This window comes from Halomonas sp. SL18_1 (assembly GCF_055755715.1).
Genome location: NZ_JBVTRK010000001.1, coordinates 58,194 through 81,681 on the forward strand (window position 1 = coordinate 58,194; position 23,488 = coordinate 81,681).

At 67.5% G+C, this 23,488-nt stretch carries 24 protein-coding genes and 2 pseudogenes; 16 read left to right on the forward strand and 10 right to left on the reverse strand.

Going from position 1 to position 23,488, the window contains the following annotated elements; genetic code table 11:
* Positions 1-26 precede the first annotated feature (26 nt).
* Complete coding sequence (locus tag ACSJDS_RS00265) at positions 27-350, reverse strand: I78 family peptidase inhibitor (RefSeq protein ID WP_473031633.1); 324 nt, start codon at positions 348-350, stop codon at positions 27-29.
* A 59-nt stretch (positions 351-409) separates the two neighbouring features.
* Positions 410-541, reverse strand: a complete 132-nt coding sequence (locus ACSJDS_RS00270; RefSeq protein WP_473031634.1) for an entericidin A/B family lipoprotein — start codon at positions 539-541, stop codon at positions 410-412.
* 136 nt (positions 542-677) lie between these two features.
* Between ACSJDS_RS00270 and ACSJDS_RS00275 the strand changes: the two genes are divergently transcribed.
* The gene (locus ACSJDS_RS00275) at positions 678-914 is read left to right on the forward strand and encodes an HIT domain-containing protein (protein ID WP_473031635.1); all 237 of its coding nucleotides are present in this window, start codon (positions 678-680) and stop codon (positions 912-914) included.
* A 2-nt stretch (positions 915-916) separates the two neighbouring features.
* A complete protein-coding gene (locus tag ACSJDS_RS00280; RefSeq protein WP_473031636.1) occupies positions 917-1,099 on the forward strand; it encodes a hypothetical protein in 183 nt (60 codons plus the stop codon).
* Here the strand turns inward: ACSJDS_RS00280 and ACSJDS_RS00285 are convergent.
* From ACSJDS_RS00285 to ACSJDS_RS00305, 5 genes are read right to left on the reverse strand one after another with little or no spacing between them, the layout of a single operon-like run.
* The gene (locus ACSJDS_RS00285) at positions 1,096-1,896 is read right to left on the reverse strand and encodes a nickel/cobalt transporter (RefSeq protein ID WP_473031637.1); all 801 of its coding nucleotides are present in this window, start codon (positions 1,894-1,896) and stop codon (positions 1,096-1,098) included. The genes ACSJDS_RS00280 and ACSJDS_RS00285 overlap by 4 nt on opposite strands.
* Positions 1,824-2,102 carry a hypothetical protein gene (locus ACSJDS_RS00290; protein WP_473031638.1) on the reverse strand — a complete coding sequence of 93 codons (279 nt, stop codon included), beginning with the start codon at positions 2,100-2,102 and terminating at the stop codon, positions 1,824-1,826. Before ACSJDS_RS00290 ends, ACSJDS_RS00285 begins: the two co-directional genes overlap by 73 nt.
* Positions 2,093-2,770: a DUF1007 family protein gene (locus ACSJDS_RS00295; protein ID WP_473031639.1), complete on the reverse strand. Its 678-nt coding sequence runs from the start codon at positions 2,768-2,770 to the stop codon at positions 2,093-2,095. The genes ACSJDS_RS00290 and ACSJDS_RS00295 overlap by 10 nt, the downstream gene beginning before the upstream one ends.
* Before the next feature lie 37 nt (positions 2,771-2,807).
* Positions 2,808-3,179, reverse strand: a complete 372-nt coding sequence (locus ACSJDS_RS00300) for a hypothetical protein (RefSeq protein WP_473031640.1) — start codon at positions 3,177-3,179, stop codon at positions 2,808-2,810.
* Positions 3,176-3,727: a hypothetical protein gene (locus ACSJDS_RS00305; protein WP_473031641.1), complete on the reverse strand. Its 552-nt coding sequence runs from the start codon at positions 3,725-3,727 to the stop codon at positions 3,176-3,178. Before ACSJDS_RS00305 ends, ACSJDS_RS00300 begins: the two co-directional genes overlap by 4 nt.
* Before the next feature lie 312 nt (positions 3,728-4,039).
* On the opposite strand from ACSJDS_RS00305, the gene ACSJDS_RS00310 reads away from it, so the two are divergent.
* Positions 4,040-4,513 carry a Dps family protein gene (locus ACSJDS_RS00310; RefSeq protein WP_473031642.1) on the forward strand — a complete coding sequence of 158 codons (474 nt, stop codon included), beginning with the start codon at positions 4,040-4,042 and terminating at the stop codon, positions 4,511-4,513.
* 63 nt (positions 4,514-4,576) lie between these two features.
* Here the strand turns inward: ACSJDS_RS00310 and ACSJDS_RS00315 are convergent.
* Positions 4,577-6,036 (reverse strand): annotated as a pseudogene (locus ACSJDS_RS00315) (aminoacyl-histidine dipeptidase).
* Between the two features lie 62 nt (positions 6,037-6,098).
* Positions 6,099-7,964 (reverse strand): GNAT family N-acetyltransferase, encoded by a 1,866-nt coding sequence (locus ACSJDS_RS00320; protein WP_473031643.1) that lies wholly within the window; start codon positions 7,962-7,964, stop codon positions 6,099-6,101.
* A gap of 583 nt (positions 7,965-8,547) precedes the next feature.
* On the opposite strand from ACSJDS_RS00320, the gene ACSJDS_RS00325 reads away from it, so the two are divergent.
* The 11 genes from ACSJDS_RS00325 to ACSJDS_RS00375 all read left to right on the forward strand — a co-directional run bounded on the left by ACSJDS_RS00325 (position 8,548) and on the right by ACSJDS_RS00375 (position 19,078).
* Positions 8,548-9,663, forward strand: a complete 1,116-nt coding sequence (locus ACSJDS_RS00325; RefSeq protein ID WP_473031644.1) for a TRAP transporter substrate-binding protein — start codon at positions 8,548-8,550, stop codon at positions 9,661-9,663.
* A gap of 83 nt (positions 9,664-9,746) precedes the next feature.
* Positions 9,747-10,328: a TRAP transporter small permease subunit gene (locus ACSJDS_RS00330; protein WP_473031645.1), complete on the forward strand. Its 582-nt coding sequence runs from the start codon at positions 9,747-9,749 to the stop codon at positions 10,326-10,328.
* A 21-nt stretch (positions 10,329-10,349) separates the two neighbouring features.
* Complete coding sequence (locus ACSJDS_RS00335; RefSeq protein WP_473031646.1) at positions 10,350-11,720, forward strand: TRAP transporter large permease; 1,371 nt, start codon at positions 10,350-10,352, stop codon at positions 11,718-11,720.
* Between the two features lie 393 nt (positions 11,721-12,113).
* Positions 12,114-13,217, forward strand: coding sequence for a TRAP transporter substrate-binding protein DctP (gene dctP, locus ACSJDS_RS00340; protein WP_473031647.1), 1,104 nt, complete (start codon positions 12,114-12,116; stop codon positions 13,215-13,217).
* A 64-nt stretch (positions 13,218-13,281) separates the two neighbouring features.
* Positions 13,282-13,782 (forward strand): TRAP transporter small permease subunit, encoded by a 501-nt coding sequence (locus tag ACSJDS_RS00345; protein WP_473031648.1) that lies wholly within the window; start codon positions 13,282-13,284, stop codon positions 13,780-13,782.
* Positions 13,779-15,113, forward strand: a complete 1,335-nt coding sequence (locus tag ACSJDS_RS00350; RefSeq protein WP_473031649.1) for a TRAP transporter large permease — start codon at positions 13,779-13,781, stop codon at positions 15,111-15,113. The genes ACSJDS_RS00345 and ACSJDS_RS00350 overlap by 4 nt, the downstream gene beginning before the upstream one ends.
* Before the next feature lie 222 nt (positions 15,114-15,335).
* Entirely contained in the window at positions 15,336-15,647 is a 312-nt protein-coding gene (locus ACSJDS_RS00355) for an extracellular solute-binding protein (RefSeq protein WP_473031650.1), read from the forward strand.
* A gap of 13 nt (positions 15,648-15,660) precedes the next feature.
* Positions 15,661-16,335, forward strand: coding sequence for an extracellular solute-binding protein (locus tag ACSJDS_RS00360; protein WP_473034940.1), 675 nt, complete (start codon positions 15,661-15,663; stop codon positions 16,333-16,335).
* Positions 16,336-16,401: 66 nt separating this feature from the next.
* Positions 16,402-17,637, forward strand: a complete 1,236-nt coding sequence (locus tag ACSJDS_RS00365) for an ABC transporter permease (RefSeq protein WP_473031651.1) — start codon at positions 16,402-16,404, stop codon at positions 17,635-17,637.
* Positions 17,634-18,008 carry an ABC transporter permease subunit gene (locus tag ACSJDS_RS00370; protein ID WP_473031652.1) on the forward strand — a complete coding sequence of 125 codons (375 nt, stop codon included), beginning with the start codon at positions 17,634-17,636 and terminating at the stop codon, positions 18,006-18,008. Before ACSJDS_RS00365 ends, ACSJDS_RS00370 begins: the two co-directional genes overlap by 4 nt.
* Complete coding sequence (locus ACSJDS_RS00375; RefSeq protein ID WP_473031653.1) at positions 18,005-19,078, forward strand: ABC transporter ATP-binding protein; 1,074 nt, start codon at positions 18,005-18,007, stop codon at positions 19,076-19,078. Before ACSJDS_RS00370 ends, ACSJDS_RS00375 begins: the two co-directional genes overlap by 4 nt.
* Before the next feature lie 85 nt (positions 19,079-19,163).
* Here the strand turns inward: ACSJDS_RS00375 and polA are convergent.
* Positions 19,164-21,931, reverse strand: a pseudogene (gene polA, locus ACSJDS_RS00380) (DNA polymerase I).
* Between the two features lie 189 nt (positions 21,932-22,120).
* On the opposite strand from polA, the gene ACSJDS_RS00385 reads away from it, so the two are divergent.
* On the forward strand, positions 22,121-22,417 hold the full coding sequence (locus ACSJDS_RS00385) for a DUF2782 domain-containing protein (RefSeq protein WP_473031654.1): 297 nt from the start codon (positions 22,121-22,123) through the stop codon (positions 22,415-22,417).
* A 110-nt stretch (positions 22,418-22,527) separates the two neighbouring features.
* The gene (locus ACSJDS_RS00390; protein ID WP_473031655.1) at positions 22,528-23,487 is read left to right on the forward strand and encodes a homoserine kinase; all 960 of its coding nucleotides are present in this window, start codon (positions 22,528-22,530) and stop codon (positions 23,485-23,487) included.
* Position 23,488 lies beyond the last annotated feature (1 nt).

Here is a 23,488-nt window from a genome sequence, read left to right on the forward strand (position 1 = left end):
CGCGCAGGCATTTGTGCAGTGTTTCCTCAACCGCAGCCGATTGCGGTGATTCTGCCCGCCTCATCCAGGCGGACGTTGAGCCGGTCGGCGCGGTATTCCATGGTGTAGGCGTGACCGGGGCGCATCACCCGCAGCGCCTCGGCACCGCTCTCTTGCTGAAGCACCTCACCGAGCGCCTCACTGTAGGAGTCGCCGATGTGCGCCTGAACGCGCTGGGCCCCGCAGGGGTCATCCTGGCGGTCGGCGGTGGGCGGCGGCGGGGCCGGCTCGTGGGGCGGCGGCGTGGTGGGCATGGCGCAGGCCGTAAGCATCAGGGCCGCGCCGAGCGGCGCGGCGAATCGGTACCACATGGGGCGTCTTCCTGTGACAGTGAATTCGGCACCGGCATCCCCGGCGCCGCTGGAAAGGCTCAGTAGGTGGAGCGCTCGATCGCCTCACCGCCCTCCTGAATGTCCTGGCCGGCACCGCGAATGGTATTGCAGCCACCCAGCAGCGACAGGGCGAAGAGTGCCACCAGTATCAGCGCGAGCATCCGTCTCATGATTGCCTCCGATCTCGAGTCAGGGGAACATCGTTCACTTTAGCATCGATGGCGGAAAATCGCCCCGCACCTCCGGCACTGTGCCATCATGCAGGCAGCGTCCCGGAATCACAGGCCAGAATCACAGGAGAGTGCCATGCCCCCCTTCGAGCCGGATGAGCGCCTGGTGGCCGACAGCTACCCGGTCACCGAGCTGCCGCTGTGCCAGCTGCGACTGATGGACGACGCCCGCTTTCCCTGGCTGGTGCTGATCCCCCGTCATCCCGGCATCCGGGAAGTCTTCGAACTCGATGAGTCAGACCAGCAGCAGCTATGGCGAGAAGCCAGCCGCATCGGCCAGGCGCTGATGCGGAGCCTCGAGGGGACAAGCTGAACGTGGCGAGCCTGGGCAATCAGGTCGCCCAGCTGCATGTCCACGTGATCGTGCGCCGCCGCGATGACGATGCCTGGCCGTCACCCGTGTGGGGACATGGCACGGCGGTTCCCTACGACCTGGACGGCCTGGCTGCCATGCGCGACCGGCTGCTGGCCCAGCTCGAGGGGCTCGAGCTGGGCTAGCCTCCGAAGGGGCCGGTCCGCGGCGTCGCCTCCCCGCTGCGGGAGGGCGGCTCGCCCAGCAGTGGCGCCGAGCCGGGCTGACTGACTCCGGTCACCGACAGCGACACCCCCAGCACCAGGATCGCCAGGCCGCCTCCCAGGGCGGCCCAGCTCAGCAGGCGACCGGCGCGCTGTGCCCCGCCCTGACGCGCCAGTCGCCGCTCCGCCCAGCCGCGGGCCATGACGCTGGCTAGCGCCAGCCCCGAGACGGTGAGCGCCGTGCCCAGCGACATCACCAGCACCGCCGCCACCCCGACCACGAATTGGCCGAGCAGGCTCGCCGCTCCCAGCAGCAGCACGGCACCGCTGCAGGGTCGCATGCCGATGGCCACCACCGTTGCCAGAGCGGTGCGCCAGTCGGCGGCCTGCTGCGGATCCAGATGATGATGGCCGCCGCAGCAGTGGTCATGGGCATGAGCGTGACCCTCGGCACGGGGGGCCGGCGACGCGCGGCGCAGCTGGCGGATCGCCCGCAGGCACAGCCAGGCCCCCAGCAGCGCCACCATCAGGAAGCTGGCCTGCTCGACCCACACCACGCTGCCCATGGCCTGACGGGTCACCCAGCCCAGCCCATACACCAGCACGACCACCAGGCCGATGGCCATCATGCCCTGCAGCAGGGAAGCGGCGAAGGAGAGCCCCAGGGCACGACGCACGGCGCCCCCCTGGGACAGCAGGTAGGTGGTCAGCACCGCCTTGCCGTGGCCCGGCCCGGCGGCATGAAAGACCCCGTAGCCGAAGCTGATCCCCAGCAGCACGGCCCAGGTGGCGGGGACGGCGCGCCGGAGAGCTCGGTGATCGCCAGGGTCAGCGCCCGATGCAGGTCCCGCTGCCAGGCCACGATCTGAAAGCTCAGCGACTGAAAGCCCCCCTGGAAGGCCAGGTGGAAAAGCAGCGCGGCCAGCAGCAGCGCAACGGCTGCCAGCCACCACTTGCCGCTCACGCGGCGAAGCGCTACTCGCATGTCACCTCCCCGGTCTCGGCAAAGTGGCGCCCGAGGCCCGGCGCGGCCTCGTCGGTGATATCGAGCATCGCCGCCTCCATGACTCGCTCCGGGTCCGGGTCGGCGGGCACGATGCGCGTGCTGCAGGCCAGGTCACCGCCCACCACCAGGGCATCGTCCAGCGGCGTATTGCCCTCGGCCTCATGCACCACCTCCAGGTAGTAGGTGGGATCGAAGACCTTGTAGTGGAGGGTCCGCTCCTGCAGGGGCTGCGGCGTCGCCAGCGGCAGCAGGAAGATGAACTCGATGCGCCCGCCGCGCGACATCACGGTGTACTCGCTGACCTCGCCCAGGGCCAGCCGCTCACCGCCCAGCCGCAGCTCGGTAAAATAGTCGTGGGGACGCAGGTTCTCGCGGATCTCGGCGCCCAGCTGGTCGAGCCCGGCTTCGATCCCGCCACCCCCGGCGGCATGCTCCAGCTCCTCGAGAATCACCAGGCTGTAGAAGGGGTCCATCCGCCAGGCCTGGTGCAGGCCCTCCAGGCGCCCCTGGTCATCGACCACCAGCCGCATGCGCATATCGATCCAGCCGTGCGGGTGCGCCAGGGCCAGGCCCGGCACGAGCAGCAGGGCAGCGGCCAGCGCGGTGAGCCCGCGCCAGCGTCGCAAAACGAGACAAGACAGTGTCATGGTGGTGCAGGGACTCCCGATAGTGAAACAGCTACCTCTATTGCGCCCAGGGCCCCAGCCCCAGGCGCGACTCGAGATCCGCAAGCAGCGGGTCGAGCAGGTGCGGCGGCAGCGGCCGCCCACCGCGCGTCGCCGTCAGGCTGGCACGAGCTCCCTCGCCCTCTGCCGTCACCGTCAGCTGGACGCGATAGCCCGGCCAGCGCGACAGCACGGCCTCGGCGCGGCCCAGCGCGGGGTCGGCATGGCGGATCACGTAGCCCTGCTCGGCCAGCAGGTTGATCCCCTCGCGCAGGGTGGCCTCCGGAGAGGCGGCGTAGGCGAGCTCCCGCGGCTCCGGGGGCGTGGCACCACCGGCCGCACAGCCGGCCAGTCCGGTCGATAGCAGCACAACGAGCAGCCAGCGCCTCACAGGACCTCCCCGGGTTCGACCCGCTCCAGCGCCTCGCGCAGCTGCCGACAGAAGTCGGCATCGCTGGCGCTGCGTGAAGTGCGCTGATCGCCCTGCCAGTCGATCACCTGGAGATCCCGGCTGACCCGGACCGCCTGGCCATCAGCCACCAGCGAGACCCGCTCCAGCCGCGTGGCGTCGGCGGGCCGAGCATAGCCGACGCTGCCGAACCCGACCATCACGCCGGTAGAGAACCCCGCGCCACGCCCTACCCCGTAGCTGCCGTACCAGGTGGGACGGGACCAGCCGTCATAGGGGGTGCCGTAGCCGGGCACGCGATGACGGCGCTCGACGCTGATCACACCAAGCGCCGGGGCGGTGTGGCGCACCTCGAAGCCATCCTGCTCGAACACCACGGCGGCTCGGCGCACCCACTCGACCGGCGACGGCTCGCTGGCCTCCCAGCGACACGCCGCGGCCGGCCGCGGCTCGGCCGCGGGCAGCACGGTCGGCGTGGTCTCGCAGCCGGCCAGCACCAGCACAATGGGCATCGGCCACCAGGGGCGCATGGCATGTCTCCTGAGCAGATTTCCTTCGTCTTGCCGGCAGTCTACGCTGGCCCGGGCGCCATGCAACCACCCGCCGAGCCAGCCTCGACCCGATATCAACGCCCCCTTCAGAGTCCCGTCGGCGCCAGGGGTTCCTTGACCCGCCACAGCGGGTGGCAAAATGGCGCAGCCCCTTGAAAACCGAGCCGCCAGCCGGCATCCCATGGGGAGACGCTATGGCGGCGATGGCAAGATTTGGCTTACCCGCCATCCGGCAAGCCCTTACACTGGGCCCGTCGTTTCGGACCCTATCGCGAACAAGGAGGCACTCGCATGACCGACACCAATGCCATCGGCCTGCATCAAGGCAGCGCCAGCCAGCTGGCCGACAAGCTCAATGCCCTGCTGGCCAACTACCAGATCTTCTACATGAACGTGCGCGGCTACCACTGGAACGTGAAGGGCCCCCAGTTCTTCGAGCTGCACACCAAGTTCGAGGAGTTCTATACCGACCTGCTGGTCAAGGTCGATGAGGTGGCCGAGCGCATCCTGACGCTGGGGCACACGCCGGTGCACGCCTACAGCGACTACGTGGCGATGGCCGAGATTCGCGAAGACAAGGAAGTACACGACGGCGAGGCCTGCGTGCGCGGCGTCCTCCAGGGATACCAGACCCTGATCGAGCTGCAGCGCGAGATCCTCGCCCTGGCCGCCGACGCCGACGACGAGGGCACCGCCGCCCAGGCCGGCGACTACATCCGCGAGCAGGAAAAAACCGTATGGATGCTTAACGCCTACCTGGGCTGAGCCGCCCCCCTCGGCTGACCGTGACGCCGCCCGTGCCGGGCGGCGTCTCGCTATGCGGGCAACTCAGCCCTCGGCCAGCTCCTCGACCAGCGCCCTGAGCAGCGTCCAGAACTCGCTCACCGACGCCAGCTCGACCCGCTCATCGGGCGAGTGGGCGCCGCGGATCAGCGGACCGAAGGAGATCATCTGCAAACCGGGGTATTTGCCGGCGAGAATGCCGCACTCCAGGCCGGCGTGGATCACCTTGACCGCCGCCTCACTGCCCAGCTGCTGGCGGTGCAGGCGACAGAAACGCGTCAGCAGGGGGCTGTCGGCGCCGGCGTTCAGCCCGGATAGACGTTCTCGACCCGGGTGTGCGCACCGATCAGTTCGAACAGGGCGCGAAACCGCTCGGCGATGTCCTGCGCGGCGCTGTCGCGCAGCGAGCGCACCAGGGCGCAGAGATGGAAGCGGCCGTCCTCCAGGCTGACCACTCCCAGGTTGTTGGAGGTTTCCACCACCCCGTCCAGCTCGGGGCTCATGCGCTCCACGCCGCAGGGCGCAGCCGACAGCGCCGCCACCAGCATGCGGCTGGCGTGGGCGTTGAGCGCCTGGGCGGGGGGCGACATCAGCGGGTGCAGGGTCAAGGACAGGCCGTCATCGACGCCGGCCAGCTCACCGCGCAGCTCCTGCTGCAGGGCGGCGACCCGCTCGCCGGCCGCGGCCGCCTCGTCGGCAGGCAGCACCAGGGTGGCGAACGCCTCGCGGGGCAGGGCATTGCGCAGGGTGCCACCATGGTAGTCCACCAGACGCGCATCGAAGGCCTCCAGCGAGCGCAGCACCCGCACCAGCAGGCGGTTGGCGTTGCCGCGACCGCGATGGATATCGATGCCCGAGTGTCCGCCCACCAGGCCGGTCAGCGACAGCCGCAGAGCCACCTCGTCCTCAGCCAGCGGGGCAGTGGGCAGCGCCGCCTCGACCACCACGTCGGCGCCGCCGGCGCAGCCGATGAACACCTCGCCGCGATCCTCGGAGTCCAGGTTCAGCAGCACCTGGCCCTCGAGCCAGCCCTCCGCCAGGTTCAGGGCGCCGCCCATGGAAGACTCTTCCTCCAGGGTGAACAGCGCCTCCAGGGGCCCGTGGGTCAGGCTGTCGTCTTCCAGGATGGCCAGGGCCGCCGCGACTCCCAGGCCATTGTCGGCGCCCAGGGTGGTATGGCGGGCATGCAGCCAGCCGTCGGCCACATAGGTCTCGATGGGGTCGCGGGTGAAATCATGGGGGTGGTCGGCGTTGGCCTGAGCCACCATGTCCAGATGCCCCTGCAGGATCACCCCGGGGGCGTGCTCATGGCCAGGCATGGCCGGCTTGCGCAGGCGCAGGTTACCGTGGGCGTCGCGATCATGCGCGAGCCCCCGGGCGTCGGCCCAGCGCTCGAGCGTGGCGACCAGTTCGGCCTCGTGGCCGGAAGGGCGCGGCGTGTTGCACAGGGTGCGAAAGTGGCGCCACAGCGGCTGCGGCGAAAGCTGCTCGAGGTGTTCGTTCATGGCGAGTCTTCATCGAGGTTAACCGCGCTACCTTACCGGGCAAACCGCGTCGGGAAAAGCGCTCAGTCGTCCGCCTCGGCCCCGAGCATGGCGGCCACCGCCTGGCGCAGCTGTGCCATGGCCTGGCGACGCCCGGCCACCCCCAGCTGCGCCGCCAGCCAGGTCGGGTCGCGGCCCTGGAAGGCCCAGGCCACCAGCCAGGCGAGCGCCGGGGCAGGGTCGGCGTCGAGGATCCGGCGACGCAGCAGCGCCTGCAGCGCCGGGCGGACCGTGGCCGGCTCCCGCCGGCCATAGGCGACATCGGCAAGGTCCTGGCGATCGCGCGCCGACAGCCTGGGCCGCGCCCCCTCGGCGAGCAGCGCCAGCGCCACCTGCGGATCGAGCGCCTTCAGCTCGAAGGCCAACAGCGCCGGCAGCAGGCGTTGAAAGTCCGCCGTCAGCGACTCGGCCAGGGCCTCGCCCCGGACACTGGTAGACATGACCACCATTAACGCATGCTCGCCGGTGGCGGTCTCTCGCGAGAGCCCCAGGCGCACCGCGCGAAAGCCCAGCGCCCGCCAGAAGGCGATCAGCTGAGGCTCGGCGCCGAAGCTGGCTCCCACCAGATCGATACCCGCCTCCCGCGCCGCCGCCAGCTCTGCCGTCAGCAGGCGGCGCCCCAGCCCCTCCCGGCGTCGCTCGGGGTGCACGGCGATACGCTGCACCCGCCGCAGTCGTGCGATCAGCGCCTCCCGGCAGCCGGCGTGGGCCGCCAGCGACTGCGCCAGCAGGTGGCCCGGCGGCCGGCGCTCGCCGCGCGCCACCCGCTCGGCCAGGGCGGCAGAAAAACCGCCCTCGTCGCCGACCACCGCCACCGCCTGGGGGCGCGCTTCGGCCTCCAGGGTGGCAATGCGCAGTCCCGGGGCGTCGAGCAGGCGCCGCAGATCGCTGGGCGTGGTGCGGTAGTGGGCCTGGACCAGCAGGCCGAAGAGGTCGCGCAGCGCCGACTCCCGGCAGGCCAGGTCGTCGCGGGACCAGCGCCTGAGCGTAAGGCGCTCCGCCGGGGCGGGTGGCGGCTCGGCATCCAGCAGCAGCAGGTCGGCCAGGCGCCGCTCCAGCGGATCACCCGCCGCCCAGCGTACCGGGGCAGCCAGATGCATCTCCCGCCAGTCGGGGGTCTGGCGCCTCAGGCGGTCGCGAAAACGCAGCGCGAAGCCGCGTCCCGAGCCTTCGTAGCCGTGCACCGTGGTGGCGAAGGCGATGCGCGGGAAGGCCGCCAGCCACTGCCCCAGCAGGGCAGCGGGAATGGCCGCCGCCTCGTCCACCAGCAGCAGCGTGCCGGGCCCGCCCGCCTCGCCTCGCTCGGCCAGGGTCGCCAGCTCGTCCGGGGCGCAGAACTCCACCCGGCCGCCTTCCGGGTCTAGGAAGACATGGTTCTGCAGAGCTCCCGCCGGGCGTAGCCGCTCGAGCCGCTCGAACAGCGCCGCCACCGCCGCCGGCCGCGGGGCGGTGATGCGAATCCGCCGCTCGCCGGCGGCCAGCAGCCGCGCACAGGCGATCCCCAGGGCCGCGGTCTTCCCGCGGCCCCGATCGGCGGTCAGCACCAGGGGGCGGCGGCGCCGCAGCTTGACCAGGCCGGCGACCGCCGCGGCCTGGTCGGCGGTCAGACAGTCGGGGTCGGCGCGCGTCGCCGGCATCCGGGGCGAGGCGTCGGGCAGCGCCGGCAGGCGAAGTCCAGCCGCGCTCCAGCAGGCGATCTCCTCGGCCGTCGTTAGCCTCCGGACAAGGCGCGCCAGATAGCGCGAGCCGCCGTCATCCGGCGCATCGCCGGGCGCTTCCCAGCAGGGCGGCGTCAACAGCAGCAGCAGACCGCCGGCCCGCAGGGTGCCGCCGAGGGCACCGAAGGCGTCCGGGTCGAAGCTGACGTCACCGGAGGCGGCATCGACCACCAGCAGATCCTGCTCGCCCCCAGGCGGCTGCGCGCCTGCGAGGGGGGCAGCACCGCCTCCGCCTCGAGGGTCGGCGGCGCCACGTCCGACACCCAACAGGGACGGCGCCAGCCGCCCCCTCGCCACAGCGCCAGCGCACGTTGGCGGGCATCCGCCGGCTCACCGCGCACCCACACCAGGCCTCGCCAGCCAAGCTGCCCCAGCTGGTATGACCAATTGAGCAAAGAGTCCGTCTCAGATTCCATTAGCCACCTCGCCACCCGCTGAACACCCTCGCCTTTCGACGGAAAAAGCATCCCCTGCGCTTAGCCATTGGTCGCACCCATTGGCTCGACAGCAACCGTAAGCCTGCTAATTCTGGCGCAAAGTTCCTCGACGTTCCATGCAGGACGACCATAGTTCCGGCGTCGTTCCGAGAATTTGCCTCATCGATCCGAATGCCGCGTCGCAGCAGTCGCATTGCCATTATTGGTATTACCAATTTTCCAAACTTGAGCACTCCGCAGGCCGCCTATAGTCTCTTTCCTCGGAACTAGGCCTTTTCCTACAACAATACCCGTCACAATGAAGTGGAGTCGCGTCTATGCAAGCCTCATCCGGCCGCCGTACGTCCGTTCGTTTCGCGCTCAGCGGCACTGCCGCTGCCATTATCCTCGCCGGCGCCACCCTGGCCAGCACCGCCAGCGCCCAGGAGCGCGTCCGCTGGCAGGTCCCAATCGCTTTCCCCTCCCACCTGGTCGGCCTGAGCACCCCGGTGGTGCATCTCTCCGAAAGCCTGGAGGCCATTTCGGGAGGCAACATCAACCTGCGTTACTACGAGCCGGGCGAGCTGATCCCGCCCTTCGAGATCCTCGATGCGGTATCGGAAGGTCGCTATCCGGCCGGCTTTACCTGGGTGGGATACGACCAGGGCAGCATCCCTTCGCTGCCGCTCTTTGCCGGCGCCCCCTTCGGCTTTGAGCCGCCGGCCTACCTGGCCTGGCACTACCACGGTGACGGCCACGAGCTGCTCAAGGAGATCTACGAGCCCTACGACGTGCATCCGCTGCTGTGCAGCATGATCGGCCCCGAAGCGGCGGGCTGGTTCGCCGAGCCGCTGGAGTCGCTGGACCAGATCGACGGCCTGCGCATCCGCTTCGCCGGCATCGGCGGGCGAGTGATGGAGCGCCTGGGCGCCTCGGTGACCATGCTGCCCGGCGGCGAGCTCTACCAGGCCATGGAGCGCGGCACCATCGATGCCACGGAGTTCTCCGCGCCGGCCGTGGATCGCATTCTCGGCATGCAGGAGATCGTCAACAACTATGTCCTGCCGGGCTGGCACCAGACCTTTACCACCGCCCACCTGCTGATCAACAAGGATGCCTGGGAGGCCCTTGAGGACACCACCCGCGCCCAGATCGAGCTGGGCTGTCGCTCCGCGACCCTGTTCGGCTTCGCCGAGAGCGAGTGGGAGAACCCGCTGGCCCTGCGCGACTTCCAGGCCGAGGGGGTCAACGCCCAGGTGCTGCCGGAGGAGATCCTCGAGGCGCTGCGTGAGGTCACCTACGAGGTCCAGGCCGAGATCGCCGCCGAGGACGAAATGTTCCGTCGCGTTCTGCAGAGCCAGCAGGACTGGATGCGCATTCACGGCGACTGGCACGTCAAGGGACACCTGCCGCGCGAACACTTCGCACCCGACAGGGTGCAGCAGCTCGACTGAGCACCGCTCGGATGAGCTCGACCGGAGGGCCTGCCCAGGCTCTCCGGTAGTTTTGCCCCCTCAGGCCCAGAGAGCCCTTCATCATGTCGACCCACGTTTCAGACTCGCCGGATCCCCGTGATCTACCCACCAATGCGCTCAGCCATCGGCTGGACATCACCGTTGCCACCATCGGCAAGCTGCTCTCCTGGCTGTGGCTGGCCACCCTGGCAGTGGTGCTGACCAACGTCTTCAGCCGCTTCATCCTCGGACGCGGCTCCATCGCCCTGGAAGAGCTCTCCTGGCACTTCTTCGGCGCCACCATGATTCTGACCCTGGCCTACGCCGTGGTCACCGATGACCACGTGCGCGTCGACGTGCTGCGGGAGAAATTTTCGCTGCGCTTCCAGGCCTGGGTGGAACTGCTCGGCATCGTGCTGCTGATGCTGCCGGTGCTCTATTTCATGATCGACAACCTCATCGAGTACGCCTATCGCTCCTTCACCCGAGGCGAGCGTTCCCAGGCGCCCAGCGGCCTGCCCTACCGCTTCATCATCAAGAGCACGCTGCCCATCGGCATGGCCCTGATTGCCATTGCGCTCTCGTCGCGGGCGCTGCGCTGCTGTACCTATCTTTTCCGCTTTCCGCGGGAGCTTCACCTGCGTCGCCCGAGCGACTTTCGCTAACGCGGATCAGCGAGGATCATCATGGGTCTTGAAGAACTACTCGTCATCGGCATGTTTGCCGGTTTCATGGGGCTGCTGCTGCTTGGCTTCCCCGTCGCCTGGTCGCTGGCCGGCATCGGCTTTCTGTTTGCCATCATCGGCCACGTGCTGGTCGAACACTTCCACGCCGACCTCTGGTTCTCCTGGGGCGGCACCATCGGCGTGCTCGACCGCCGGCTCTACGGCATCGTCGCCAACGAGCTAATGGTGGCACTGCCGCTGTTCATCTTCATGGGCATCATGCTCGACCGCTCCGGCATCGCCGAGCGGCTGATGAACTCCCTGGTCCGGGTGCTGGGCGGGCTGCGCGGCGGCTATGCCGTCACCGTGGTCATCGTCGGCGTGCTGCTGGCCGCCTCCACCGGCATCGTCGGCGCCTCGGTGGTACTGCTCGGCATGCTCTCCATCGGCCCCATGCTGCAGGCCAAGTACAACAAGTCGCTGGCCGTCGGCACCGCCTGCTCGGTGGGCACCCTGGGCATCCTGGTACCGCCGAGCATCATGCTGGTGCTGATGGCCGACCGCCTGGGTACCTCGGAGGCCTCGGTGGGCCGGCTGTTCATGGGGGCGCTGATTCCCGGGATCATGCTGGGGGTAATGTACATCGCCTATATCCTGATCGCCGCCTATATCAAGAAGGACCTGGCCCCGGCACCGGAGAACCGCAAGCCGCTCAACACCCGTGCACTGTTCGAGGTGCTGATTGCCGTGCTGCCGCCCATGGCGCTGATCGTGGCGGTACTAGGCTCGATCTTCACCGGCTTTGCCACCACCACCGAGGCCTCGGCGGTGGGCGCCCTGGGCGCCATGCTGCTGGCCCTGTTCAGCCGCCGACTCAGCCTCGAGGTGGTCTCCAAGGCGCTCTACCAGACCACTCGCACCACGGCCTTCATCTTCGGCATCTTCGTCGGTGCCACCATCTTCGCCGTGGTGCTGCGCGGCCTGGGCGGCGACGACGTGATCCGCGATGCCATCACCGGCCTGCCCTTCGGGCCCGCCGGCGTGGTGCTGACGATCATGCTGGTGGTGTTCCTGCTGGGCTTCTTCCTCGACTGGGTCGAGATCACCCTGATCATTCTGCCGCTGGTGGCGCCGGTGGTCTTCAGCCTGGGGGTCGACCCGGTATGGTTCGCCATCCTCTTCGCCATCTGCCTACAGACCTCCTTCTTGACGCCACCGGTGGGGTTCGCGCTCTTCTACATCAAGGGGGTCTGCCCGCCGGGAATCGTCACCCGGGACATCTACCTGGGCGTGGCGCCCTTCGTGGCCCTGCAGCTGCTGGGGCTGGCGCTGGTGTTCTTCTACGAGCCGCTGGCCACCTGGCTGCCCGGCCAGGTCTACGGCGGCCGCTAGGAGCCCTCCTCCACAGCGACCGCCCCAAAGACGGCATCCACCGGCTCGAGCCGCTGGATGCCGCCACCGCAAGGCGCTTCAACTTTGGTCGAACGCCAAGCGGCCTTTCAACGCTGGAAACGCCACCAAGCCCCTTTCCATCAACCGCTCACTCGATCATAAGAATATGATTAACAAGCACAAAGCCTGACTCCACCGCCCCCTCTTTGCTGTCGAGCAAACGCTCGACTGGGTTTCGGTGACGTCTATCGATTGCCGCCATGTGAGCGTGCTAGCTTGTGTCTTGACGCCGAGCTGTGCAGCTGGTCAATACCGACCGCGACGCCACCGCGATACGCCACCTCGGCACGAGTTATCCAATCGACGACACAAGAAACACGAAGGGAGCTCCACATGAAGATGATGACCAAGTTCGCCCTCACCGGCCTGGCGGCCGGCGTTGCGATGGCCGCCCTGTCGTCCACCGCCCAGGCCCAGGAGCGCTGGACCATGACCTCCACCTGGCCGGACAGCATCGATCTGATCGAGATCGATCGCCACTGGGTGAACCTCGTCAATCAGATCGCCGGCGACGAGCTGGAGATCGAGTTCCGTGCCGGCGGCACCCTGATGCCTGGCACCGAGGTGTTCGACGCCACCGAGACCGGCAGCATCGAGGCCGCCGGCGACTGGCCCGGCTACTGGGCCGGCCGCAACCCGGCCTTCTCGCCGCTGGCCACCACCACCATGCTGTTCAACGGCGTGGATTACCTGAACTGGATCCAGCAGTGGGGCGGCTGGGATCTCTACCAGGAGATCTACGGCCAGTACGACATGGTCTATCTGCCCTACGGCATCACCAATAACGAGTCGGGCTTCATGGGCCGCACCCCCATCGAGAGCCTGGCCGACCTGGATGGCAAGCGCCTGCGCCTCTCCGGCCGCGACCAGGGTCGCGTACTCGAACAGCTGGGCGGCTCCCAGGTGACCCTGGCCGGCGGCGAGATCTACCAGGCGGTGGAGCGCGGCGTGGTCGACGGCGCCGAGTTCTCCACGCCGGGCGTGGACTACAACGCCGGCTTCGCCGAGGTGGTTGAGTACTGGTCGGTGCCCGGCTGGCACCAGTCGGCCAGCGTGTTCGGCGTAATGATCAACAAGGACGCCTGGGACGCCCTCTCCGAGGAGACCCAGCAGAAGCTGAAGATCGCCGCCGACGCCACCATGGCCTGGTCGCTGGCCTGGTCCGAGCGCGGCTCCACCGAAGGCACGGTCAACTTCATCGAGGCGGGCGTGGAGATCAACCCGCTCCCCGAGGAGGACCTGGCACGCATTCAGGACATCACCAACGAGGTGATCCTGCGCGGTGCCTGCGAGCATCCGGACCACGCCAAGGTGTACCACTCCATGATCGGCTACCTGGAGCACTATGCGAACTGGCGCGATATCTCCGCGCCGTTCAACATGAGCCGCACCATGGACAACCTGCCGTCCCTGGAAGAGATCGAAGCCTGCCTGTAAGGCGCACCTCAGCCGCCCCGGCCTCGCCCGGGGCGGCCTGCGTTCCGACGTCGGAGACTGATCCATGAATGCGATTGCCAAGGCGATCGACACGCTCAACGAGGTGCTTGGGCGAGTCATCGCACCGCTGATCGCCATCATCACCCTGGTGGTGCTCTACGATATCGCTTCGCGCCTGTTCACCGGGCGCCCCAGCGACTGGGCCTTCGACATCACCAAGATGCTGTTCGGCGCCCACTTCATGCTGATGGCCGCCTATGGCCTGCGCCATCACGCCCATGTCGAGGTCGATGTGCTCAAGCGCCTGCTCTCACGCAAGAAGCAGGCCGCCGTCGAGATCCTCGGCTATCTGCTGTTCTTCGTGCCCTTTATCTGGATGCTGCTGCCGCTGGGCTGGAACTTCTTCATGCGCTCCTTCAGCCGCGGCGAAACCACCTACGGGGTCGTGTCGATTCCCGTTTATCCGGTGAAAGGCGTCATCGTGGTGGCCGCCTTCCTGATCCTGCTCCAGGCCATCGCCATCGTCATCCGTGCCATCCAGCAGCTGCGGGAGGAAACCGCATGAACCTGAGTCCCGAACTGCTGACGCTGTTCATGTTCGGCGGGCTGCTAATCGGCCTGTTCATGGGCCATCCGCTGGCCTTCGTGCTGGGCGGCGTCGCCGTCATCGGCGCCTACCTGGGCCCCGGCGAGCGCATACTCGCCAGCATCATCAACAACATCTACGGCAACGCCATGGACAACTATGTCCTGGTGGCCATCCCGCTGTTCGTGCTGATGGCGCGCTTTCTCAATGACTCGGGGGTCACCGAGAAGATGTTCGCGGTGATGCGCCTGCTGCTGGCCAACCTGCGCGGCGGCCTGGCGCTTACCGTGGTCATCGTCTCGGTGATGCTGGCCGCCACCACCGGCATCGTCGGTGCCTCCATCGCAGTGATGGGCATGATCGCCCTGGCGCCGATGCTCAAGCACGGCTACAACAAGGAGCTCAGCTCGGGCGTGATCATGGCCAGCGGCTGTCTGGGTATTCTGATCCCGCCGAGCATCATGCTGATCCTGATGGCCAGCTACTCGCCGGTGTCGGTGGGCGCCCTGTTTGCCGGCGCCCTGGTGCCGGGACTGATGCTGGGGGCGATGTATGCCCTCTACGTGCTGGTGATCTGCTACGTCAAGCCGAGCTACGGCCCGCCGGTGCCCGCCGAGGAGCGCGCCGAGACCAGTACCGGCCAGCTGCTGGTCATGCTGGCCAAGTACGTGCTGCCGCCGATGACGCTGATCCTGGGCGTGCTGGGGGCGCTGTTCACCGGGGTGGCCACCGCCACCGAGGCCTCGGCCATCGGCGTGGGCATCGCCTTCCTGCTGTTCATGATCTTCGGCGACCGCAAGCTCAAGACCTGCTTTCGCACCCTGATCGAGGCCAGCAAGACCACCACCATGGTGATGCTGGTGCTGGTGGGCGCCACCGCCTTCACCGGGGTCTTCTCCCGCGGCGGCGGCATGACGGTGATCAGCGACCTGGTGATGGCGATGCCCGGTGGTACCACCGGGGCGCTGATCCTGATGCTGTTCCTGGTGTTCCTGCTGGGCATGTTCCTCGACTGGACCGGCATCGTGCTGCTGAGCTTCCCGATCATGCTGCCGATCGTCCAGCAGATGGGCATCGACGTGCTGTGGTTCGTGGTCATGGTGGCGGTGGTACTGCAGACCTCCTTCCTCACCCCGCCGTTCGGCTATGCGCTGTTCTACTTGAAGGGCGTGGCCCCCAAGGGGGTGGAGATCGTCGACCTCTACAAGGCGGTGCTGCCCTTCGTGGCGCTGATCGTGCTGGCCTGCCTGCTGATGGCCTTCTTCCCGGCGCTGGTCACCGGCCTGCCCTCGATACTGGTCGGCTACTGAGCCCAGCGCCTGCCCCCCATGAGCGCCCGCCATCCTCTGGATGGCGGGCGCTCTCTTTATGGGTCGGAAATTTGACCGAGGTCATAAAAATCTTTCCGCGTATCATTACCATTTGCAGGGAGTTGCTTTTTTGCTATCGTGCCGATTGACCGAGACTGGCAGAGGGGACGCAGCCGCCGGAGAGCGGCCTATCTCCCAACCCCCTTCAAGGAATCAGATCCCATGCGCAAGACGCTGTTTGCCGCCACTGCCGTTACCACCACCCTGCTCGCCGCACCGCTGGCCTCCGCCGCCAGTCTGACGCTCTATTCGGGCCGCGGCGAGTCCATGGTCGAGCCGATCATCGCTCAATTCGAGAAGGACACCGGTATCAGCGTACAGGTTCGCTACGGCGATACTGCCCAGCTGGCCGTGCTGCTCCAGGAGGAAGGCGACCGCTCACCGGCCGACCTTTACTGGGGGCAGGACGCCGGCGCCATGGGGGCCATCAGCCAGGCCGGACTGCTGGCCGAACTGCCTGGCGATATTTCATGAAGGACTGCCGACCATCTACACCAGCGAGACTGGCAACTGGGTCGCCGCCAGCGGACGCGCCCGGGTCGTAGCCTATTCGCCGGAGCGTGTCAGCGAGGACGAAATCCCCGAAAGCGTCTTCGACCTCGTCGACGAGCGCTATGAGGGCCGCGTCGGCTGGGCGCCCACCAACGGCTCCTTCCAGTCTTTCCTAACCGCCATGCGCGTCGAGCACGGCGATGACACGACCCGCGAGTGGCTGGAAGGCATGCGTGACAACGGTGCCGTGACCTTCCGCAACAATACCACTCAGGTACAGGGCATCGCCGACGGTGAGATCGACTTTGGCCTGGTCAACAACTACTACCTGCCGCGCTTCCTGGCCAACGACAGCGATTTCCCCGTCTCCCAGGCATTCTTCACCGATGGCGACATCGGCAACCTGGTCAACGTCGCCGGCATCGCCGTGCTGGCAAGCAGCGACAATCAAGACGCCGCCGTGGAATTCGTGCGCTACCTGCTCTCGCCGGCCGCCCAGCAGTACTTCACCGGCAACGTCTACGAGTACCCGGTGACCCGCAACGTGATCCAGAACCCGGTGCTCGAAGACTTCGACCGCCTACTGGAAGTCAGCCCCCAGATCGACCTGGATGAGCTGGAGGATCTCGAGGGCACCCTGAACCTGCTGCGCGATGTCGGGCTGCTGTAAGCCACCCGCACCGCCAGTGACGCGCCGCCTGCCCAGCAGGCGGCATCTGTCTTTCTGAGAGGCACGATGACCCGGACCGACAGCACTGCCCGACCACTGGCCACCCCTCGCCTGTCCCGACTGCTGCCGGGGCGCGTGCCGTTGCATATCCTACTGCCGTCGCTGCTGGTTGCTGCCGCCATGCTGGTGCCGCTGGTCTACCTGGGGCTGCGTGCCTTCGAGGCCGACGGCGCCACCCTGGCCAATCTGGTCTTTCGCACCCGCAACCTCCAGCTGCTGTTCAATACCCTGGGACTCGCCCTGGGCGTCGTGGTCCTGACCACCCTGATGGCTTTCCCGCTGGCCTGGCTGGTCACCCGCACCGATATCCGCTTCAAGCGCACCCTAACCGTACTCGGGGTGATTCCGCTGGCGGTACCGGGCTACGTAATGGCCTACGCGCTAATCGGCCTGGGCGGCAACTACGGGGTGCTGGCACAGCTCACCGGTATCCAGCTGCCGCGCATCCAGGGCTACTGGGGCGCGACCTTGGCGCTATCGCTTTACACCTTTCCGTACCTGTTTCTCAATCTGCGTACCGCGCTGTCCGGTCTCGACGGCAACCTGGAGGAGAGCGCCCGCAGCCTGGGTTACTCCCAGGGCGAGATCCTGCGCCGCGTGATCCTGCCCCACCTGATGCCGGCCCTCATGGCCGGCTGGCTGGTGATCACACTTTACGTGCTGGGCGACTTCGGGGCCGTGGCCCTGATGCGCTATGAAGCCTTCAGCTATGCCATCTATACCCAGTACTCCGGCGCTTTCGACCGTGTCTACGCCGCCTGGCTGGCGATCATGCTGCTGGCCGTGGCCGCCAGTTTCGTGATGCTCGACAGCCTAGTGGTCAAACGCAAGCTGGCACGGGTCGGCACGGGCGTGGCACGCCCGCTGAGGCCCGCGCCGCTGGGTCGCGCACGCTTCCTGGCCTGGCCCTATCTGGTGGCGCTGTTCGCTGCCTCCATCGGCCTGCCGGTGATGATTCTCGGCTACTGGCTGCTGCTCTCACCGCCCGATCTCAGTTTCTTCGCCCGCGTGCCCGGCACCTTCCTGCGATCGGCGGGTGCCGCCCTGCCGGCGGCACTGCTAGCGGCGACCTTCGCCCTGCCGCTGGCGTATCTGACGGTGCGCTACCGCTCGCCCTTCTCCACCCTGGTCGAGCGGACGGCCTACATCGGCTATGCCCTGCCCCCGCTGGCGCTGGCGCTAGCGATGGTGTTCTTCTCGCTGCGCACCGCCCCCTTCTCTACCAGACCCTGGCGCTGTTGATCATCACCTGGGCCATGGCCTCGCTGGCCCTGGCCCTGGGGCCGATCCGCAACGCCCTGCTGCAGACCCGTCCCAGCATGGAGCAGGCCGCCCACTCCCTGGGTCACGGTCCCGTCAGCACCTTCATCCACGTGATCTTCCCGCGCCTGCGGCGCGGCATCCTGGCCGGCGTAGTGCTGGTCTTCGTGCTGTGCATGAAGGAGCTGCCGATCACCTTCCTGCTGGCCCCCACCGGCTATACCACCCTGGCGGTCACCGTCTTTACCCGTACCTCGGAAGGCATGCTGGCCGAAGCGGCACCGTTCGCCGCGGCCATCGTGGTGTTCTCCAGCCTGTCCGTGGGCCTTCTGCTCACCAAGGAGGGCAAATGATGACGAACCTCAATATCAGCGCCGACCCCAAGGGGGCCGCGGTTCGCCTGGCCGACCCGCTGCTGTCGGTCAGCGGCCTGCACAAGCGCTACCGCGACGGCGACCCCCTGGCGGTAGAGGATGTCAGCTTTTCACTGGGCAACGGCGAGATCCTCGCCCTGCTGGGTCCCAGCGGCTGCGGCAAGTCGACCACCCTACGCATGATCGCCGGCTTCGAGGACCCGGACCGGGGCGATGTCTATCTGCGCGGCAAGCGCGTCACCCAGTTGCCGCCCCAGCAGCGCCGCATCGGCATCGTCTTTCAGGACTACGCCCTATTTCCGCACATGAGCCTGGGCGAGAACGTGGCCTTTGCCATGCGTCATGTGCCCAAGGCCAAGCGCCGGGCCAAGGCTCGCGAATGGCTCGACCTGGTGGGTCTGGCCGACCTCGCTGCGCGCATGCCCGACGAGCTCTCCGGCGGCCAGCAGCAGCGCGTGGCCCTGGCCCGGACCCTGGCCGCCGAGCCGGAGCTGGTGTTGCTCGACGAACCCTTCTCCAATCTCGACGCGGCGCTGCGCGAGTCGACCCGCAAGGAGGTGCGCCGGCTGTTCAAGGCCGCCGGCACCTCGGTGATTCTGGTCACTCACGACCAGGCCGAGGCGCTCTCCTTCGCCGATCAGGTCGGCGTCATGCACTCGGGTCAGCTGCTGCAGGTCGACCGCCCGGAGCGCATCTACCAGACCCCGGCCACCGCCTTCGTCGCCGAATTTCTCGGCCATACCAACCTGCTCGAAGGGGAGGCCGATGGCGAAATCGCCCAGACTCCCCTCGGCCCGGTGGCGATCGACCATAGTCGCCGGGGCCCGGTGCAGCTTTCCCTGCGCCCCGAGCATCTGTCGCTGTCGGCGGCCCCGGACGACCACGGGGCCACCATCGTCGAGCGCGAGTTCCGCGGCCACGACTGCTTCTACCTCCTGGAGCACCAGGGCCAGCGCTTCTGCGCCATCACCCCCAGCCACACCCTGTGGAAAATCGGCGAGCAGGTCAGGCTCGAGCCCCAGCGCACCGCCACGGTGCTAAGGGAATAAGCACTACCGAAGGTTCGAGGCGCGAGGGACAAGGGGCAAGGACAGGCCACCCCACTTGGAGCAGCCTCGACTCTCGCTACTGGGCTTAGTGGGCCTCGTCCCAGTTCGCCCCACTCTCCGCCTCGACGATCAGCGCCACCTTGAGTTCGGCGGCGGCCTGCATGCGCGCCTTCACCTCGCCGATAAACTCCTCCACCTGAGCCTCGGCCACCTCGAAGACCAGCTCATCGTGGACCTGCATCACCATCCAGGCGTCCATCTCGCCTTCCTGCAGCCAGGCGTCGACCTCAATCATGGCGCGCTTGATGATATCCGCGGCGGTGCCCTGCATGGGGCGTTGATGGCGGTGCGCTCCGCCCCCTGGCGACGGGCACGATTCTGGGAGTGGATCTCCGGCAGATGCAGGCGTCGGCCGAACACCGTCTCGACGAAGCCGTCCTCCGCCGCCTGGGCGCGGATCCGCTCCATGTAGCGTGCCACCCCGGGATAGCGGTCGAAGTAGCGGTCGATGTAGGTCTGCGCCTGGCTGCGCTCGATATGCAGCTGGCGACTCAGGCCCCAGGCGCTCATGCCGTAGATCAGCCCGAAGTTGATCGCCTTGGCGCTGCGCCGCTGGTCGCTGGAGACCTTGTCGAGTGCCACCCCGAACACCTCGGCGGCGGTGGCCGCATGGATGTCGCACCCCTCGGCGAAGGCCTCGAGCAGACCCTTGTCCTCGGAGAGGTGGGCCATGATGCGCAGCTCGATCTGGGAGTAGTCGGCGGCGACGATGCGGTAGCCCGGCCGGGCGATAAAGGCCTGGCGGATCTTTCGCCCTTCCTCGGTGCGGATCGGGATGTTCTGCAGATTGGGGTCCGACGACGAGAGCCGCCCGGTGGCGGTGACCGCCTGATGGTAGCTGGTGTGCAGCCGGCTGGTCGCCTTGTTGACCAGTCGCGGGAGCTTGTCGGTATAGGTGGACTTGAGCTTGGCGAGCCCACGATGCTCCATGATCACCTTGGGCAGGGGATAGTCCAGCGCCAGCTCCTCCAGCACCGCCTCGGCGGTGGAGGGCGCCCCCTTGGGGGTCTTCTTGAGTACCGGAATCTTCTGCTCCTCGAAGAGGATCTGGCCGAGCTGCTTGGGAGAGCCCAGGTTGAACTCGCGGCCGGCCAGTTCGTGGGCGCGGGCCTCCAGCTCGCGGATACGGGTCTCGAGTTCGCGACTCTGAGCATGCAGGCGCTGCGGGTCCAGCGCCACCCCGGTGCGCTCCATGCGCGACAGCACCGGCACCAGCGGCAGCTCGATGGTCTCCAGCACCTCGGCCAGGCGCCCCTCGGCCTTTAGGCGCGGGCGAAGCTCGCGATGCAGCCGCAGGGTGATATCCACGTCCTCGCAGGCGTAGGGGGCAGCCTGTTCCAGGGCGATCTGATTGAAGGTGAGCTGCCCCGCACCCTTGCCGGCGATCGACTCGAAGGTGACGGTCTTCTCGCCCAGGTACTTCAGCGCCAGCGAATCCATGTCGTGACGGGTGGCGGTGGAGTCGAGCACGTAGGATTCCAGCATGGTGTCTTCGAGCGGGCCCACCACCTGGATATCGTCGCTGGCCAGCACCGAGATATCGTACTTGAGGTTCTGGCCAACCTTGGTCTTGCCGGCATCCTCCAGCATCGGCTTGAGCGCGGCCAGCACGGCGTTGCGGTCGAGCTGCTCCGGGGCGTCCAGGTAGTCGTGACCCAGCGGGATGTAGGCCGCCTCGCCGGGGGTGAGCGCAAGCCCCACCCCGACGATACGGGCCTCCATGTAGTCGAGGCTGGTGGTCTCCAGATCGAAGCAGAAGGTCTCGGCGGCCTCTAGCCGTGCCAGCCAGGCGTCCAGGGCGTCCTGGTCGAGGATCACATGGTCCTCGCGGGCGACGGCACCAGGCGCCTTGCTGGCGTCATCGGCATCGGCCGGCGGTGGGGTGCCGCCGCTCACGTCATCCACGCCCTCGTCCCTGCCCTCGAGGAGCTCCGACAGCCAGGCCTTGAACTCCAGTTTTCGATAGAGTTCGAGCAGCGCCTCCCGGTCGGGATGGGCGATGTCCAGATCGCCAAGGCCCACCGGCAGCTCGCAGTCGGTCTTGATGGTGGCCAACTGGTAGGAAAGAAACGCCTGGTCGCGGTGCGACTCGAGCTTCTTTGGCAGGGTCTTCGCCCCGCGGAAGTCCAGCGACTTGACCTTCTCCAGGTCGGCATAGATGGTGTCAAGCCCACCCCCCATGCCCTGCAGCAGCCCCAGGGCGGTCTTCTCGCCCACCCCGGGCACGCCGGGGATATTGTCGACCTTGTCGCCCATCAGCGCCAGAAAGTCGATGATCAGCTCCGGGGGTAGGCCAAACTTCTCCTGGACGCCGTCGACGTCCAGGGTCTCGTCCTTCATGGTGTTGACCAGGGTGATATGGGCGTTGACCAGCTGGGCCATGTCCTTGTCGCCGGTGGAGATCACCGCGTCGCGACCGGCCTCGGTGGCCTGGCGCGCCAGGGTGCCGATGACGTCGTCGGCCTCCACGCCCTCGATGCACAGCAGCGGCAGCCCCAGCGCCTTGACGCAGGCGTGCAGCGGCTCGATCTGGGCACGCAGGTCGTCGGGCATCGGCGGCCGGTGGGCCTTGTACTGCTCGAACAGCTCGTCACGAAAGGTCTTGCCAGGGGCATCGAAGACCACCGCCATGGGACTGTCGGGGTAGTCCTTGATCAGCCGCTTGAGCATGTTGAGCACGCCCTTGATGGCGCCGGTGGGCTGGCCTTCGGAGGTGGCCAGCGGCGGCAGGGCGTGGAAGGCGCGGTAGAGATAGGAAGAACCGTCGACGAGAACGATGGGCGTATCGGCCATGTATCGGCATCCGTTGAGTCTGGAAGAGCTGGAAGAGTAGCGTGATCCTGAGCCGTCATGATACGCATTGCCCGAGGCTTTTGCCGCCATCCTTGGGATCGTGCGGTCCAAGGTCATACACTGAACCCAGTGACTCGGAAGTACACTACCCAATGGCGATGACAGCCGCTGGCGGTCTCGGAGGCCAATATGAACGTTTCTCACCGCACCCTGGCGGTTGCCCTGCTCTCGCTGGGACTTGGCATGGCGGCCGCCCTGCCCGGCATGGCGCAAACCTCCACCGATATCGAGCCGGACATTACCATCCGTCAGGAGGAGGACCGCACCATCCGTGAGTATCGGGTCAACGGCCAGCTCTATGCCATCGAGATCCAGCCTTCGCGAGGCCCCAGCTACTACCTGGTGGACCACGACGGCGACGGCAACTTCGAGCGTCAGCAGGGCGATCGCATCGCCGTGCCGCAGTGGGTGCTGCGCTCCTGGTAGCCACCCACGGCGCGCTCGCCGGTAGCGACCGCGCACGGCGTCTTCCGTGGGCGTGCATCGCCGTGCCAAGTCGCTACAATAGGCGCCTTGGCAACCTGGGCGAGAGACACATGGCCGTATTCACACCGCTTAGCGACGCACAGGTCGCAGAGTTCCTCAGTCGGTTCGACGTCGGCTCGCTGGTCGCCCTGGAGGGCGTTCCCAGCGGCACGGAGAACTCCACCTTCTTCGTCACTACCGAGCGCCGCCAGCTGGTGCTGACCCTGTTCGAGCAGGGCGAGCACGAGGAGCTGCCGTTCTTCGTCGACCTGCTCGATTACCTTGACGAACACCGCGTGCCCGTCGCGGGGCCGGTACACGACCGTGACGGCATCGCCCTGCACAGTCTGGCCGGCAAACCGGCGCTGCTGTTCCCGCGCCTGCCCGGCCGCCACCCCCAGGCGCCGAACCTGGAGCAGTGCCGAGTGCTGGGCGACACTCTGGGGCACTTACATGTCGTCTCCCAGCGCTTCCCGGGGCACCGACCCAACCCCCGCGACCTCAACTGGCTGACGGCCATGCACCACAAGGTGCTGGTCTACCTGTCGCCGGAAGACCAGACGCTGATGAAGGACGAAGTGGAGATCTACCAGGGCGTGCTCGGCGACGCCCCGGACCTCCCCCAGGGTGCCCTGCACGGCGACCTGTTCCGCGACAACACCCTCTTCGAGGGTGACCGCCTGGGCGGCATCATCGACTTCTACAACGGCTGCACCGGCGATCTGCTGTTCGACCTGGCCATCGTCATCAACGACTGGGCGACCGAGGCCGACGGCCGCCTTAATCGCGAGCGCCACGACGTCATCCTCCGCGCCTACCTGGCACGGCGTCCGATGACCGCGGCCGAGCGCGAGACCTGGCCGACGATGCTGCGCATGACGGCCCTGCGCTACTGGCTCTCCCGGCTGCTGGTGGTCTATGTGGACCCGCCCGCCCACGATCTCACGCCCCATGATCCCGAGCAGTTCCGCACCATCCTGCGGGCTCGCCTCGCGCATGGCGCTCTCCCCCTACCCGAGACAGGCTCATGAA